Here is a 15294-nt window from a genome sequence, read left to right on the forward strand (position 1 = left end):
CTCCGGGCGGCTCGGCTGCCCCGACCGGCACGCTCTCGGAGCACGCCGCGCAGATCCTCGCCGGCTACACGTTCTCCGGCCCGATGCTCCCGCTGGGCGCGCTGGTGGAGGACGACGTCGCGGTCCCCGCCGTCCCGGTGGGGATCCCGCTCGCGATGATGAACCGGCACGGGCTGGTCGCCGGCGCGACCGGCACGGGCAAGACGAAGACCCTGCAGGTGCTGACCGAGGGGCTGTCGGCGGCCGGCGTCCCGGTGTTCGTCGCGGACATCAAGGGCGACCTGTCCGGCCTGGCCGTCCCGGGCACCTCGAGCGAGAAGCTGCTGACGCGCACCAAGAGCCTCGGGCAGGAGTGGGTGGCCACGGGCTCGCCGGTCGAGTTCCTCAGCCTCGGCGGGATCGGGCAGGGGTCGCCCGTGCGGACCACCGTCACCGACTTCGGGCCGCTGCTGCTGGCCAAGGTGCTCGGGCTCAACGCCACGCAGGAGTCGAGCCTGGGCCTGATCATGCACTGGGCCGACACCCAGGGGCTGGCGCTGCTGGACCTCAAGGACCTGCAGGCCACGATCGCGTACCTGGTCAGCGACGAGGGCAAGCCGCTGCTCAAGGGCATCGGCGGCCTGTCGGCGGCCACCGCGGGCGTGATCCTGCGCGAGATCGTCTCGCTGCAGGGCCAGGGGGCCGACGCCTTCTTCGGCGAGCCGGCGTTTGCCGTCGCCGACCTGCTGCGCACCGCGCCCGACGGCCGCGGCGTCATCAGCGCGCTCGAGCTGCCGGCCGTGCAGGACCGGCCCGCGCTCTTCTCGACGTTCCTCATGTGGCTCCTGGCCGAGTTGTTCCAGGAGCTGCCCGAGGTGGGCGACCCCGACAAGCCCAAGCTCGTCTTCTTCTTCGACGAGGCGCACCTGCTCTTCACGGGCGCCTCGGCCGACTTCCTGACGCAGGTCACGCAGACCGTGCGACTGATCCGCTCCAAGGGCGTCGGGGTCTTCTTCGTCACCCAGAGCCCCAAGGACGTGCCGGCCGACGTGCTGAGCCAGCTGGGCAACCGCGTGCAGCACGCCCTGCGCGCGTTCACCCCGGACGACGCCAAGGCCCTGCGGCTGGCGGCCCGGACGTTCCCCACGTCCTCCTACGATCTCGAGCAGCTGCTCCAGTCGCTGGGCACGGGCGAGGCCGTGGTCACGGTGCAGTCGGAGCGCGGGACCCCGACCCCGGTGGCGTGGACGCGGCTGCGGGCGCCGCAGTCGTCGATGGAGCCGCTGCCCGCGGCGCAGCTGACGGCCGCGATCTCGGCGTCGCCCCTCTCCGCCCGCTACGCGGTGGCCGTGGACCGGGAGTCGGCCTACGAGCTGCTCGCCGTGCGCGCCCAGAAGGCGCAGGAGGCGGCGAAGCGCGAGGAGGAGGCCAAGGAGGCGCAGGACCGGGCCGACGAGGCCGCCCGCGAGGCCCGGCGCGCCGCACCCCGGCGCTCGGCCAGCCGGACCAGCCCGCTGGACAGCCTGCTGCGGTCAGCGGGCACTCAGCTGGGGCGTGAGATCACGCGCTCGATCTTCGGCACCCGCCGCCGCTGACGGGACCGGGACCGGCACCGAGCCGCGGCCGAACACCAGGACGACGACGAGCCCGACCGCGGTGAGCCCGGCGCCGACCCACGCCGGCGCGAGGTAGCCGAAGCCCCCGGCGATCACCAGGCCGCCGACGAACGCCCCGGTCGCGTTACCCAGGTTGAGCGCCGAGTGGCACAGGGCCGCGCCGAGCGACGGCGCCGACGGCGACACGTCCATGAGCCGGGTCTGCAGCGAGAGGCCGAGGACCTGCGACGTGACGCCCAGCAGGACGAGCGCGAGCACCGCGGGTACGGGCGACGCGCCGACCAGGGCGATGGCGACCAGCACGACGATGGTGGCGACCATGCCGCCGACGACCGTGCCGAGCACCGACCGGTCGGCCAGGCGACCGCCGACCAGCGTGCCCACCGTCATCCCGATCCCGTACAGGGCGAGGACGAGCGGCACCAGCCCGACGCTCAGCCCCGTCACCTCGGTGAGCAGCGGCTTGACGTAGGAGTAGACCGCGAACATGCCGCCGAACCCGACCGCCCCGGCGCCGAACGCGATCCACAGCCGGCGGTTGCGCAGCGCCGCGAGCTCGGTGCGCACGGTGGTGCCCGGCACCGACGGCAGCGACGGCGCCCACGCGGACAGCGCGGCGAGCGTGAGCAGGCCGAGGGCGCCGACGCCGACGAACGCCCACCGCCAGCCGACGGCGTGCCCGACGATCGCGGTCAGCGGCACGCCGACGGCGCACGCGACCGTGAGCCCGGCCATCATCGCGGCGACCGCGCGGCCGCGGCGCTCGGGCCCGACGACCGCCGTGCCCAGCACGGCCCCGACCCCGAAGAACGCCCCGTGCGGCAGGCCGGCGAGGAACCGGGCGAGCACGAGCCAGCCCATGGTCGGCGCGAACGCGGACAGCACGTTGCCCACCGTGAACGCCGCCATCAGCAGCAGCAGCAGCCGACGCCGGTCGAGCCGGGCGCCCAGGGCCGCCAAGGTGGGGGCACCGACCACGACGCCGAGCGCGTAGGCCGTGATGGCGTTCCCGGCCGTCGGGATCGAGACGCCCAGGTCGGCGGCGATCTCGGGCAGCAGCCCCATCGTCGCGAACTCGGTGGTGCCGATCCCGAACCCGCCCAGGGCGAGGGCGAACAGCGCGGCGCGCGAGCGTGCTGGCGTGAGCGTGACCAACGACGGGCCCTCCGGACGAATCGATTCGATCGAGAGTCGGAGAACGCCGTCGTCAGCTCCGGTGGATGCCGCCAGCGTACGCGGTGTCAGGCGACGGGGACCAGCCAGATGGCCCGCGCCGCGATCTCCCCGAGGTCGACCGTGCGGTCGCCGACGAGGACGGAGATCACGCCGGCGACGGTCCGCCGCTCGACCACCGTGACCGCGGCGTCGAGCAGGAGGTCCACGGACTCGAGGTACCGCAGCAGGCCGGGGTCGGCGTCCGAGATGCGCGCCACGGCCCACCGGCCCGGCTCGACGTCCCAGAGCACGTCCGCCGCGGGCACGTCGAGGGAGCCGTCCGGGCCCGGGATGGGGTCCCCGTGCGGGTCGCGTCGCGGGTGGCCCAGCTGGGCGGAGATGCGCTCCACGAACAGGTCCGACACCGCGTGCTCGAGCACCTCGGCCTCGTCGTGCACCTCGTCCCACCCGTAGCCCAGCACCTCCACCAGGAACGTCTCGATGAGCCGGTGCCGCCGCACGACCGCCAGCGCGTGGCGCTCGCCGTCCGCGGTCAGCTCGATCGCGCCGTACGGCTGGTGCGTGACCAGGCCGCTGTCGGCCAGGCGGCGGACCGTCTCCGAGACCGTGGACGCGCCCACCCCCAGCCGCGTCGCCAGCATCTTGGTGGTGACGGGCTGCTCCGACCACTCGCGCGCCGACCAGACGACCTTGAGGTAGTCCTGCGTGACGGCGCTCAGCTCGGGTGTCGTCGGCGTGCTCACGCCGTCCAGCCTAGGGTGCCCCGCGCCAGGGCCCGCAGGGCGGTTCTCCGGGCCCGCGATCAGACGGGCGACGGGGTGCCGCGGGGGCCGGCCGGCGCCGGCTCCTCGGGCGCGGCCGGCCAGCGCAGGCGCGGGCTCACGCTCGCGGTCGCGTCGGGCCGCACCTGCACCAGCTGGTAGTCGACGAACCGCCGCGTCCCCGGGTCCCAGCGCAGGACGGTCAGCTCCGCGATGCCGTTGAGCGGCCCGACCGTCGGCTGGCCCAGCGTCGCTCCGGCCGTGCTCGAGCTGATGTACCGGACGCCCAGCCCCAGGCGCTCGGGTCCGTACCGCTTGTGCAGGTGGCCCGAGATCTGCGCGGGGACACAGCCGCTGGCGAGCGCCTCCTCGCCCACGGCGGGCGTGTGGATGAGCAGCAGGTCGACGCCGTCGCCGTCGTCGCACGCCACCTCGGCCAGCCGGTCGGCCTCGTCCTGCGCCGACTCCTTGCCCGCGAGCGCGGTGCCGCCCGCGCCGACGCGCGTCTCGTTCGGGTCGCGGTCGCCCAGGATCCGCAGGCCGTCCACCTCGATCACCGACCCGTCGAGCACCGTGGCCCCGGCCTTGGCGTAGTTCTTCGTCGTCTGCCGGGAGTCGTGGTTGCCGGGCGACGTCACCAGCTCGACGCCCGCCGGGACCGCGCGGGCGAACGTGGTCACGCAGTACTGCTCGACCGAGGTGCCGTTGAGGGTGGTGTCACCCGCGTCGAGCACCAGGTCCGCCTTCGAGCGCTGCACCAGCGTCCGGATCAGGGGCGCCATGCCGACGTTGCAGTGCAGGTCGGAGACCAGGACGACGGTCACCAGGTCGGCCTCGTCGACCGGGGTCGGGCTCGCCGACGAGGAGGCGGTCGGCTCGGGCGCCGGCCACGCCGCGAGGGTGTCGGCGCGGTCGTCCCAGGCGGCCTTGAGCGACGCGTTCGCCGACGCGTAGAACTTCTCGTTCTTGCGCAGCTCCGCGACCACCTGGCCGCCGTAGGTGTCGATCACGCCGCCCAGCCGGCCGGTCACGCGGGCACCCTCCAGCGGCGTCCCGTCGAACACCGCCGACGCCGGCCGCGACGCCGTCGGCTGGTCGCGCTGCCCGAGGCTCGAGGTGAGCACGGTGGCGACGAGCGCGACGGCGACCGCCGCGGCCAGCCCCGACCGCAGGTGCGGGCGGACCTGCTGGCGGAGCTCCGCACGCCGCGCCGCCCCGAGCAGCACGCGGAAGAGCCACCACGCGGCGACCAGCACGACGAGCGCCAGGGCGGTCCGCTCGAGCGCCTGCGTCACCAGCGCGCGCGCCACGTCCTGCACGGTCGCCTGCGGGCCGGAGAAGAACTGCAGGTAGCTCTGCAGGTCGCCGCTGAGCGCCTGCAGCGTCTTGGACTGGTCGAGCTCGGTCACCGACGCGGGGATCTCCTGCACCGTGACCCGCACCCCGAGGGTCAGCGGCAGCGGCGAGTCGATCTGCAGCGTCCCGAGCGGCCCGAGGTCGACGGTCACCGTGTCGTCCGTGGTGACGTCGTACCGCGCCTCGTGCGGACCGAGGCTGCTCTCCACCGACGCCGTCGTGATGCCGAAGACGAGGGCGAGGAGCACGGCGCCGACGGCGAGGAGGGCGCGCGGCCACCATCGTCGCTCGACGCCCGGGTCCGGGCCGCTCGGGTGGCTCATCACCCCCGAGCCTATGCGGCGTCGCGCCCGATCAGCCCTGCGCGTCGCGCCAGGCCACCCACTCGGCGGCCAGCGACAGGTCGTAGTCCGGGCCGCTGGTGCCCACGGTGAACAGCGTGGCGCCGGCGGCGACCAGGGCGTCGGCCACCTTCGCCGGCGACGTGCCGACGCCGACCGAGCGCTCGACCAGGGCGGCCGTGTCCCGGCCCACGTCCGTGCCGTGCTCGTCGAGGATCGCGCTCTTGCGGGCGAGGGTGTCGACGTCGCCGAAGGAGTGCCAGACGTCCGCGTGCTCCGCGACGACCCGCAGCGTCTTGCGCTCGCCGCCGCCGCCGATCAGCACCGGGATCTCCCGGGTCGGGGTCGGGTTGGAGGCCGCCCAGCGCGCCTTGATGCGCGGCAGCGCCTGCGCCAGGTCCGCGATCCGCGACCCGGCGGTGCCGAACTCGTAGCCGAACTGGTCGTAGTCCTTCTCGAACCAGCCCGCGCCGATGCCGAGGATCAGCCGGCCGCCGCTGATGTGGTCGACGGTCCGCGCCATGTCCGCCAGCAGCTCCGGGTTGCGGTAGGAGTTGCAGGTGACGAGCGCGCCGATCTGCACGGTGCTCGTCTGCTCCGCCCAGGCCCCGAGCATGGTCCAGCACTCGAAGTGCTTGCCGTCCGGGTCGCCCGAGAGCGGGAAGAAGTGGTCCCAGTTGAAGAGGATGTCGACGCCGAGGTCCTCCGCGCGGCGCACGGCGTCGCGGAGCTGGGCGTAGTCGGCGTGCTGGGGCTGGAGCTGGACTCCGATGCGGAAGGGGTGCGTCATGGTGTCGAGCCTACGGACGGGTCGGCGATCTGACCGCTCGAGAAGCGGACAGCATCTGACCTGTTCGGGGCGGATGCTGGTCCTCTCACCGCACACCGAGGAGTTCCCATGGACATGAAGCTCGAGCTCGTCCCCGTCCCCGTCGCCGACATCGACCGCGCGAAGGCGTTCTACGTCGACCAGGTGGGCTTCCACGCCGACCACGACGTCCCCGTCGACGAGTCCCTCCGGTTCGTGCAGCTCACTCCCCCGGGCTCCGCGTGCTCGATCGTGCTCGACGTGAACATGACGTCGATGCCGCCGGGCGCGCAGCAGGGGCTGCAGGTGGTGGTCGACGACGCCGACGCCACCTACGAGTACCTGGTCGGTCGCGGCGTCGCGGCGGAGCCCGTCGTGGAGTTCCCGTGGGGCCGGTTCACGTTCTTCGAGGACCCGGACGGCAACCGCTGGGCCGTGCAGCAGATCGTCAGGCGGTAGGCGCTGCCGCGGCGATGAGCAGCTCCGCCGCGCTGCGGATCTGCTCGATCTGCTCGGGCGTCAGCCCCAGGCCGTCGACCATCGCGGCGGGGATCCCGACGGCGGACGCGCGCATGGCCCGGCCGGCGTCCGTGACCACCAGGTCGAGCGCGCGCTCGTCGTCGGTCGACCGCTCGCGCCGCACCAGGCCCATGGCCTCCAGGCGCTTGACCAGCGGGGACGTCGTGGCCGGCTCGAGGTGCAGCAGCGCCGCGAGCTCCTTGAGCGACAGCCGCCCGTACTGCCAGAGCGCGAGCATGGCGAGGTACTGCGGGTGCGTCAGCCCGAGCGGCTCGAGCAGCGGCCGGTAGAACGCCACGAGGCTGCGGGCCGCCGCGGACACGGTCAGGCAGACCTGGGCCTCGACGGCGAGCGGATCGTCCATGCAGGCATGATAGATCGTGGGCATATAGTTAGGGCACGAACTACTCAGGAGGATCCGTGCCGAAGAAGCGTCGTCGCGACATGACCGAGTGGTGGCTCACCTACCTCGGGCCTGCGCAGGTGGGCAACATCCGGGGACCGCGCAAGGCCCTGACCGACGACGAGCGCGCCCGCGACGCCGAGCTGCAGCAGGGGTTCGAGCGCGTGGTCGACGCCAGCGGCCGGTCGTTCCTGGTGCAGCGCCCGGCTACTGGTAGCTGACCAGGTCCGGCACCGGCTGGACCTGGTAGGTCTGCGTGGGGTCCAGCATCGGCTTGTCCTCGTCGTAGAAGTTCTTCCAGCCCCAGTGCACCGGCGGCGCGTCCGCGCGCAGCGTGGTCCACGTCCCCGCCTTGCCGGGCTGCGTGCCCTGCCCGTCGACGTGGATCACCAGCGCGAGCTCGTCGCGCGAGGTGTCGAGGCGGGCGCGGTCGACGATCATCCGTCCGGCGAACTGGTGCAGGACGAGCATCTTCTGCGGCAGCGCCCGCTGCGCCGTGAAGTCCGCCAGCCACGCCACGACCGCGTTGATCTCGTCGATGCCGACCGACCCGATCTGCCGCAGGTGCACCTGGTCGGGCGCGAGGCGCCACTCGGGGTCGAGCGCGAGCCCGACGTACGGGAGCGCGAGGAGGTCCGCGTACTGCTGGGCCTGGGTGAGGAAGTCGGTCCGGCCCGGCTGCAGGTCGAGCACCACCGTCATGCCCGCGGCGCCGGCCGCCTCGACCAGGGGCCGCAGGTCCGCCACCGACCGCTCGTCGGAGTAGTTGCCGTCCGGTCCGGGGCCGCCGGACGCGATGGTCGCGATGATCTCGACGGCGGGGACGACCGCGTCCGTCGTGAGCGACCGGTACGGCGCCGCCGTGGCGTCGGCGCGCGCCAGCGTGGCCGGGACGTCCTGCTCCCCCAGCACGCCGAGCGCCTTCGAGCCGGGCGTGCCGTACAGAGCCACGTACTTCTTCCCCGGCACGCCCGCGACCTGCGGGAACACCAGCTGTCCCCCGCCGCCGAGCAGCAGGCCGGTCCGCGCCGTCGCGACGCGGCGGGCGAGCTGGTCGGGGGGCCCGAACGCGGCGCCGAGCGCGATCGTGTGGTCGGGCGCGGCCGTGGCGAGCGCCTGCACGCTCGGGGTCGTCGCGCGGGGGTCGCCGCCCGGCGCGTCGAGCACGGGGACACCCGCCGCCCGGACGGTCGCGAGCGCGGCCACCGGGTCGACTCCCACCCCCGTGAGCGCGACCGTTCCCGCGACGGCGGCGGGCGGCCGGGTGCGCGGGAGGGTGGTGGGTGCGCGCGACGACGTCGGGGTCGGGGACGGCGTGGGTGCGGGCGACGACGCCGGGGTCGGAGACATTGTGGGTGCCGGCGCCGCCGCCGCGCCCGCGACGACCAGCACGGAAGGTCGCGGCGAGGCCAGGGCACGGACGGCTGCGGGCTCCTGACCGGGAGGCACCTCGGCGGGCGGGCCGAACGCGGCCCCCGTGGCAGCCCGCAGCGTCGCCGCGTCGGCGCCGGGCGCGACGGGGACCAGCGACAGCCCGGGCGGCGGCGCCAGCGCGGCCGCGCCCACCGCCAGCACCGCCTGCGCGCCGAGCCGGTCGAGCTCCGCCAGCACCGGCGCCGGGTCGGCACCCGCCGTGGTGAGCAGGACGGGGGCGCCGAGCGCGACCGCCGCGGAGGCCGCGGTCAGCTGCGCGGCGACGTCCTCGGCGGGTGCGACCACGACCACCGGCGCCCGGTCGAACAGCGCGCGGGACGCCTCGAGGGCCGCGTCCTGCGGGGTGGCGGCGGGCAGGACGGTCGCGGCCTCGTCGGGTGCTCCCGCCCGGGCGGCCACCGGGGTCGGCGTCGGGGACGGGGTCGCGGTCGCGCGGGTCGGGGTGGGCGCCGGCTGGTCTGTCGCGCGGTCGTCCGTGCAGCCCGCGAGCGCGAGCAGAGCCACGAGGGGCGCGACCAGTGCGGCGCGTCGTCGTCGGCCCAGCGGCACGGCGGTACCTCCTCGTCGCGGTCGACGGTCAGTCTAGGAGGGGTCGGCAGACGGCCCGACGCACCGGCGTGCTGCAGGACGGCGAGCCGCTGGGCGTGCCAACCTCGACCCATGGGCGCCGACGTCACCGCAGGCCAGGTCGTGCAGGCCTACGTCGCGCTCCACGCGGGACGGCTCCGTGCGTCCGTGCCGCTGCTCCGGCAGGGCGACGACGCCGCGGTGCACGACGCCCGCGTGGCCACCCGACGCCTGCGCGCGGCCCTGTCGGTGTACCGGCGCGTGCTCGGCTCGACCGGCCCGCTGCGGGACGAGCTGGCCGACCTCGGCCACGTGCTCGGCGCCGCCCGCGACCCCCACGTCGAGCTGCGCGCGCTGCGTCAGCTGCTCGCCGACGAGGACCCGGCGCTCGTCGTCGGGCCGATCGTGCAGCGGATCGACGAGGACCGCTCGGCCGCCCGCCTGCTCGCGCTCGACCGCCTGGAGGCCTGGCTCGGCTCGTCGCGGATCGACGACCTGATCGGCCGCCTGGCGCTCGAGCCCCAGCACGACGACGCCGACCTGCCGCGGCTCGCCCGGCGCGCCTGGCGCCGCTTCGACCGGGCCGTCGAGGCCGCGGACGGGCTGCCGGCGGGCGAGGCGCGCGACGAGGCGCTGCACGAGGTCCGCAAGGCCGCCCGGCAGGCCCGCTATGCCAGCGAGGTGGCGGTCGGCGTGGTCGGGGACCCGGCCGGGCGCAGCGCTCGCCGGGCCCGTCGGGTCCAGCAGACGCTGGGCGCCCAGCACGAGTCGGTGACCCGCCGCGAGACGCTCCACCGGCTGGCGCTCCAGGCCGACGCCGACGGCGAGAGCACGTTCACGTACGGGCGCCTGCACGCGCTCGCGCAGTGGGCCGGCGCGACCGCGGAGCTCGACGCCGCGCACCGGGTCGCCCGCGCGAGCGCGCCGGGGCACCGGCACTGGATGCGCTAGTCCTGCCCGGACTCCCCGGGACGGTGGTTGTGCCCGAGGCTCTGCAGGAAGCGGGGTCCGGTGCGGGCGAGCTCGGCCTCGTAGTCCGACGCCCACGTGCCGTACGGCCGGCGGGCGAGCGCGTCGTTGGAGAACCGCGGGTCGGACGTCAGCTCGGTGACGCAGAACTCCGGGATCGTCAGGTCGGTGACCGGCCCGCCGCGCTCCACCTCGGCCACCAGGAGCGGTGCGTTCCCGCCCGCGAACGTGTCCACCACCCAGCCGTCGTCGCCCAGCCACACCGAGTGCCGCGTCTTGGCCACGCGCGCGCCGCCGCGGCGGACCAGCTCGAGGCCGACCGAGACGTCGAGCTCGCGCTCGGCCTCGTAGCGAGTGCCCTCGTTCATGGGCCCCTTGACGGTGATCGCGCAGAAGTCCATCTGGTCGGCGTAGCGCTCGAGGATCGCGAGCTCGTCGAGGCCGGGCTCCAGCACCAGGCCCGCGACGGTGGCCTGCACCCGGACGCGGATGGCGAAGCCGGCGTCGGCGAGCACGTAGCTCTGCACGATCAGCGCCGGCGAGGCGTCGAGCAGGTCGGCCGGCACGTCGCGCGCCCAGAAGCGACGCTCGAACTCGAAGTCGCCGTACCCCGTGTCGCTCACCCTCCGAGGCTATCGGTCACTCCGTGGTCACGGCGTCGAGCACCGGCAGACGCGCCGCACGCACGGCGGGCCAGAGGGCCGCGACGACGCCCACCACCACCGCGAGCGCGAGCATGAGCACCAGGCTGCTCCACGGGACCGCGAGCGTGCGCAGCCCCACGTCGGCGAACACGGTGGGCAGCGTCGCCGCGAGCGCGACCCCGAGCACCAGCCCCACGGCCGTGCCGAACACCGCGGTGAGTACCGACTCGAGCGTGATCGTCGTACCGAGCTGCAGCCGGCCGAGGCCGACGGCGCGCAGCAGGCCGATCTCCCGCGTCCGCTCGATCACCGAGAGCGCGAGCGTGTTCACGATGCCGAGCACCGCGATGACGATCGACAGCCCGAGCAGGGCGTAGAGGATGACCAGCACGCGGTCCACCTGCGCGGCGAGGTCGGAGACGAACTCCTCGCTGTCCATGACCGAGACGACGACGTACGGGCGGACGGCCGCGGTGAGCTCGCCCCGCAGCGCCGCGACGTCGGCGCCGTTGGCCGCCGTCACGAACACCGTGGTGACGCGCTGCTCGTCGGGGGGCAGCAGCCCGTCGAGCACGGTCTGCGAGACGACGAGCGGTACGCCGAACGCGGGCGAGTCGATGACCGCGCCGACGGAGACGGTCCGCGACGACGTCGAGCCGACCAGCGTGAGCTCCTGCCCCATCGACCAGCCCTCGTCGTCCATGGTCGTGCGCTGCACCGCCACCTGCCCGGCCGCGAGCGCGTCGGGGAACGATCCCTCGACCTCCTCGGTGCGGATGCTGCGGCCGACGGCGGCCGGGTCGATGCCCGTGACGGCGAACGGCGACCCGTCCACCAGCACGGAGCCGGTCGCGAAGGTGTCGGCGGCCCGGACGTCGGGCAGCGCGCGCACGTCCTCGACCGCCTGCGCCGGGACGGTCCCCTGGCCGGCCCCGCGCAGGATGTAGTCGGTGGTGGCCTCGCGCGACACGATCGCGCTGGTCGACGCCTGGGTGGTGGCAGCGATGACCGCGGCGGCCCCCACGAGCGCCATCCCGATCATCAGCGCGCCCGCGGTGTTCGCCGTGCGGCGCGGGTTCCGGGTGACGTTCCCGCGGGCGAGCGGACCGACCGGGCGCCACCGGGCCACCGGCACCGACAGCAGGCGCAGCATGCCGCGGGCGAGCACCGGGGAGGCGGCGAGCACCCCGAGCACCACGGCGCCCGCGCCGGCACCGAGCAGCGCGCCGGCGTGGTCCGCCGTGGGATCCAGAAGCGCGGCGACCAGGGCCGCGATCCCCAGCGCCACGAGCGACACGCCCACGATCGCGCGCCGGCGCAGGGAGCGCTCCGGCAGCGTGACCTCGTCGCGCAGGGCCTCGACCGGCGGCACCAGGGCGGCGCGGCGGGCCGGCAGGGCCGCGGCCAGGACGCTGACCAGCGTGCCGACCAGCACGGACACCACGAGCGTGAACCCGTCGAGCGGCACCCGGCCCGTCAGCTGCATCCCGAACCGGCCGAGCACCTCGCGGAGCACCACGACGAGCCCGAGCCCGCCCGCGACGCCGAGCACCGCGCCGACCACGCCGACGATCGCCGCCTGCAGCACGATCGACGAGAACACCTGCAGGGGTGACGCGCCCACCGCGCGCAGCAGCGCGAGCTCGCGCGTCCGCTGGCGCACCCACATGGAGAAGGTGTTGGCGATGATGAAGCCGCCGACGAACAGCGAGATCCCGGCGAAGACCAGCAGGAACGTCGTGATGAACCCGAGGATCGTCAGGATGTTCGCCGTCGCCTGCTCGCGGACCACGTCGCCCGTCACCGCCTCGGCCGGGATCGCCGACGCCGCCGCCACCGGCGCGATCCGGTCCACCAGCTGCTGCTCGGTGAGGCCGTCGTCCGCCAGGATCGAGATCGTCGCGACGTTCCCGTCCGGCGCCCAGGCCGCCGCCGCGGTCTCCGGGTCGACGAAGACGACCGTCGCGCCGGCCAGCGCGGACCCGAGCCCCATCTCGCCGACCACGGTCACCGGCCGGACCTCGCCGCCGATCACGACGCTGGTCGGGTCGCCGATCGCGAGGCCCGAGGCGCGCAGCGTGGCCGACTCCACGCCGATCTCGTCGGGACCCGCCGGCGCCCGCCCCGCGACCACGTGCACCGCCCGGTCCCGCGGGTCGTACGCGAAGCCGAAGCTCGGCGCCTGCGTGCTCTGCACCGCGGTGCCGTCGGCGCCGACCAGGACCAGCGGACCCTGCACGTCCGGCAGCGCCGCCGCCACGCCGTCGACCGCCTCGAGCTGGTCGACGAGGGTCAGCGGGACCGGGTTGCGGGTGTCCGGGTTGATCCGGTCCGGGCCGCCCGTGCCGCCGGCGGGCTCGGCGCCGCGGACGTAGGCGTCGCCCAGCGTCGTCGTCGCGATGATGTCGGTGAACGTGGACCCGAGCATGGTGCGCAGCGCGAACGTCCCGGCGACGAACGCGACCCCGAGCGCGACGGCGAGGACCGAGAGGCAGAACCGCACCAGGTGCGCCCGCACCCCGCGGAGCGCGACCCGGACCATCAGAGTGCGCCGGCGCGGATCGCCGTCAGCGCCGCGAGGACGGACTCCGCGGTCGGGTCCCGCAGCTCGCCCACCAGCCGCCCGTCCGCGAGGAACAGCACCCGGTGGGCGTACCCGGCGGACGTGGGGTCGTGCGTGACCATGACGACCGACTGCCCGAGGTCGTCGACGCTGCGGCGCAGGAACCCGAGCACCTCGGCCGCCGACGTGCTGTCGAGGTTGCCCGTCGGCTCGTCGGCGAACACCACCGCCGGGCGCGCCACGAGGGCCCGCGCGCACGCCACCCGCTGCTGCTGCCCGCCGGACAGCTCGCTCGGCTTGTGCCCCAACCGGTCCGCCAGCCCGAGCGTCTCCACCACGTTGTCGAGGTGCGCGCGGTCCACCGGCCGGCGCGCGATGTCGAGCGGCAGCGTGATGTTCTCCAGCGCGGTCAGCGTCGGCACCAGGTTGTAGGCCTGGAACACGAACCCGACCCGCGTGCGCCGCAGCGCGGTGAGCCGGCGCTCGGACATGCTGCTGACCGTCTGCCCGTCCACCACGACGGTCCCCGACGTCGGCCGGTCGAGCCCGGCGAGGCAGTGCATGAGCGTCGACTTGCCCGAGCCGGACGGCCCCATGATCGCGGTGAGCTCGCCGCGGACCAGGTCGACGTCGACCCCGTCGAGCGCCCGGACCGTCGTCGTGCCCGCGCCGTAGACCTTGACCAGGTCACGCGCGGAGGCGATCACGCCGTCGGTCGCCACGGTCGTCATCGGGCACGTTCCTCCTGGTAACGGGGCTGGGACATCTGATCGTCCCTTGTGACGCTCGACACCGCGACCCTCGTCGCGGCACCCGGTGTGAGACAGTGGGGGCACCAAGGGCTGTGCGAACCTGCGCGCCCCGCGTCGTGGAGGTCCCCCGGAGCTGTCGCTCTGGTTGCTCTGGCGGCGGACCCCGACCAAGCCCCGAGAGGCTCGATCTATGACTTCCTTCGCCGAACTTGGCGTGCCCTCTGCCCTGTCCGCCGCACTGACGGCGCAGGGCATCACCGCCCCCTTCCCCATCCAGACCGCGACGCTGCCCGACTCGCTGGCCGGCCGGGACGTCCTCGGCCGCGGCCGCACGGGCTCCGGCAAGACGCTCGCGTTCGCCCTCCCCCTCGTGGTGCGCCTCGCCGCCACCGCCGGCAAGGGCAAGGCCGCGCGCCGGCCCCGCGCCCTCGTGCTGGCCCCGACGCGCGAGCTCGCCTCGCAGATCGACGCCACCATCGCCCCGCTGGCCAAGGTCATGGGGCTCAACACCACCGTGATCTTCGGCGGCGTGTCGCAGGGCAAGCAGGTCTCCGCGCTCAACGGCGGCATCGACATCGTCGTGGCCTGCCCGGGCCGCCTCGAGGACCTGCTCAACCAGAAGGCGCTCACGCTCGACGACGTGCAGATCACCGTGCTCGACGAGGCCGACCACATGGCCGACCTCGGCTTCCTGCCGGGCGTCAAGCGCATCATGGACAAGACGCCGAAGACCGGGCAGCGCCTGCTCTTCTCGGCCACCCTGGACAAGGGCGTCGACCAGCTGGTCAAGCGCTACCTGACCTCGCCCGTCGAGCACTCCGTCGACAGCGCCGAGTCCCCGGTCGCCGCCATGACCCACCACCTGTTCGAGGTCCGCGACGCCGAGGCCAAGAAGCAGGTCGTGCACCACCTCGCGTCGGGCACCGGCCGCCGCGTGCTGTTCATGCGCACCAAGCACCAGGCCAAGAAGCTGGCCAAGCAGCTGACGATGGACGGCATCCCCGCCGTCGACCTGCACGGCAACCTCGCCCAGAACGCCCGCGAGCGCAACCTCGAGGCGTTCTCGTCCGGCGCCGTCCGGGTGCTGGTCGCCACCGACATCGCCGCGCGCGGCATCCACGTCGACGACATCGAGCTCGTCGTGCACGTCGACCCGCCGGCCGAGCACAAGGCGTACCTGCACCGCTCGGGCCGCACGGCGCGCGCCGGGTCGGGCGGCGACGTGGTCACGATCGTCCTGCCCGAGCAGCGCGGCGACGTCCGCGCGCTCACGCGTGCCGCCAAGATCACGGCGACGCCGAAGCCCGTCTTCCCCGGCGACGCGACGCTCACGCGCCTCGTCGGCGAGGTGGCCGAGCCCGTGAAGTACGTCGCTCCCCCCGTGACCGCGAGCACCGGCGGCGGCA

At 74.7% G+C, this 15294-nt stretch carries 14 protein-coding genes; 5 read left to right on the top strand and 9 right to left on the bottom strand.

The window, feature by feature from the left end; genetic code table 11:
* On the top strand, window positions 1–1574 hold a 1574-nt coding region (locus AB5970_RS18470), incomplete at its 5' end, for a helicase HerA-like domain-containing protein (protein ID WP_370505413.1).
* Here the strand turns inward: AB5970_RS18470 and AB5970_RS18475 are convergent.
* The 4 genes from AB5970_RS18475 to AB5970_RS18490 all read right to left on the bottom strand — a co-directional run bounded on the left by AB5970_RS18475 (window position 1512) and on the right by AB5970_RS18490 (window position 6019).
* Window positions 1512–2750: an MFS transporter gene (locus tag AB5970_RS18475; protein ID WP_370505414.1), complete on the bottom strand. Its 1239-nt coding sequence runs from the start codon at window positions 2748–2750 to the stop codon at window positions 1512–1514. The genes AB5970_RS18470 and AB5970_RS18475 overlap by 63 nt on opposite strands.
* Window positions 2751–2836: 86 nt before the next feature.
* Window positions 2837–3514 (bottom strand): metal-dependent transcriptional regulator, encoded by a 678-nt coding sequence (locus AB5970_RS18480; protein WP_370505415.1) that lies wholly within the window; start codon window positions 3512–3514, stop codon window positions 2837–2839.
* A gap of 59 nt (window positions 3515–3573) precedes the next feature.
* On the bottom strand, window positions 3574–5211 hold the full coding sequence (locus AB5970_RS18485; protein WP_370505416.1) for a metallophosphoesterase family protein: 1638 nt from the start codon (window positions 5209–5211) through the stop codon (window positions 3574–3576).
* A gap of 31 nt (window positions 5212–5242) precedes the next feature.
* Complete coding sequence (locus AB5970_RS18490; RefSeq protein WP_370505417.1) at window positions 5243–6019, bottom strand: LLM class F420-dependent oxidoreductase; 777 nt, start codon at window positions 6017–6019, stop codon at window positions 5243–5245.
* A gap of 108 nt (window positions 6020–6127) precedes the next feature.
* On the opposite strand from AB5970_RS18490, the gene AB5970_RS18495 reads away from it, so the two are divergent.
* Window positions 6128–6496 (top strand): VOC family protein, encoded by a 369-nt coding sequence (locus AB5970_RS18495; protein WP_370505418.1) that lies wholly within the window; start codon window positions 6128–6130, stop codon window positions 6494–6496.
* Here the strand turns inward: AB5970_RS18495 and AB5970_RS18500 are convergent.
* Entirely contained in the window at window positions 6486–6920 is a 435-nt protein-coding gene (locus tag AB5970_RS18500; protein WP_370505419.1) for a MarR family winged helix-turn-helix transcriptional regulator, read from the bottom strand. The two genes, AB5970_RS18495 and AB5970_RS18500, sit on opposite strands and share 11 nt — an antisense overlap.
* 56 nt (window positions 6921–6976) lie before the next feature.
* Here AB5970_RS18500 and AB5970_RS18505 point away from each other — a divergent pair, with 56 nt between their 5' ends.
* Complete coding sequence (locus AB5970_RS18505; RefSeq protein WP_370505420.1) at window positions 6977–7180, top strand: hypothetical protein; 204 nt, start codon at window positions 6977–6979, stop codon at window positions 7178–7180.
* Here the strand turns inward: AB5970_RS18505 and AB5970_RS18510 are convergent.
* Window positions 7167–8942 carry a hypothetical protein gene (locus tag AB5970_RS18510; RefSeq protein ID WP_370505421.1) on the bottom strand — a complete coding sequence of 592 codons (1776 nt, stop codon included), beginning with the start codon at window positions 8940–8942 and terminating at the stop codon, window positions 7167–7169. The two genes, AB5970_RS18505 and AB5970_RS18510, sit on opposite strands and share 14 nt — an antisense overlap.
* 111 nt (window positions 8943–9053) lie before the next feature.
* Here AB5970_RS18510 and AB5970_RS18515 point away from each other — a divergent pair, with 111 nt between their 5' ends.
* Window positions 9054–9911, top strand: coding sequence for a CHAD domain-containing protein (locus tag AB5970_RS18515; protein ID WP_370505422.1), 858 nt, complete (start codon window positions 9054–9056; stop codon window positions 9909–9911).
* Here the strand turns inward: AB5970_RS18515 and AB5970_RS18520 are convergent.
* From AB5970_RS18520 to AB5970_RS18530, 3 genes are read right to left on the bottom strand one after another with little or no spacing between them, the layout of a single operon-like run.
* On the bottom strand, window positions 9908–10552 hold the full coding sequence (locus AB5970_RS18520; protein WP_370505423.1) for a hypothetical protein: 645 nt from the start codon (window positions 10550–10552) through the stop codon (window positions 9908–9910). The genes AB5970_RS18515 and AB5970_RS18520 overlap by 4 nt on opposite strands.
* A gap of 16 nt (window positions 10553–10568) precedes the next feature.
* Window positions 10569–13115 (bottom strand): ABC transporter permease, encoded by a 2547-nt coding sequence (locus tag AB5970_RS18525; protein ID WP_370505424.1) that lies wholly within the window; start codon window positions 13113–13115, stop codon window positions 10569–10571.
* Complete coding sequence (locus AB5970_RS18530; protein ID WP_370505425.1) at window positions 13115–13867, bottom strand: ABC transporter ATP-binding protein; 753 nt, start codon at window positions 13865–13867, stop codon at window positions 13115–13117. Before AB5970_RS18530 ends, AB5970_RS18525 begins: the two co-directional genes overlap by 1 nt.
* 211 nt (window positions 13868–14078) lie before the next feature.
* Between AB5970_RS18530 and AB5970_RS18535 the strand changes: the two genes are divergently transcribed.
* Window positions 14079–15294: DEAD/DEAH box helicase (locus AB5970_RS18535; RefSeq protein ID WP_370505426.1), on the top strand; the 1216-nt coding region annotated here is incomplete at its 3' end.

This window comes from Cellulomonas sp. ICMP 17802, assembly GCF_041295535.1.
Taxonomy (GTDB): domain Bacteria; phylum Actinomycetota; class Actinomycetes; order Actinomycetales; family Cellulomonadaceae; genus Cellulomonas.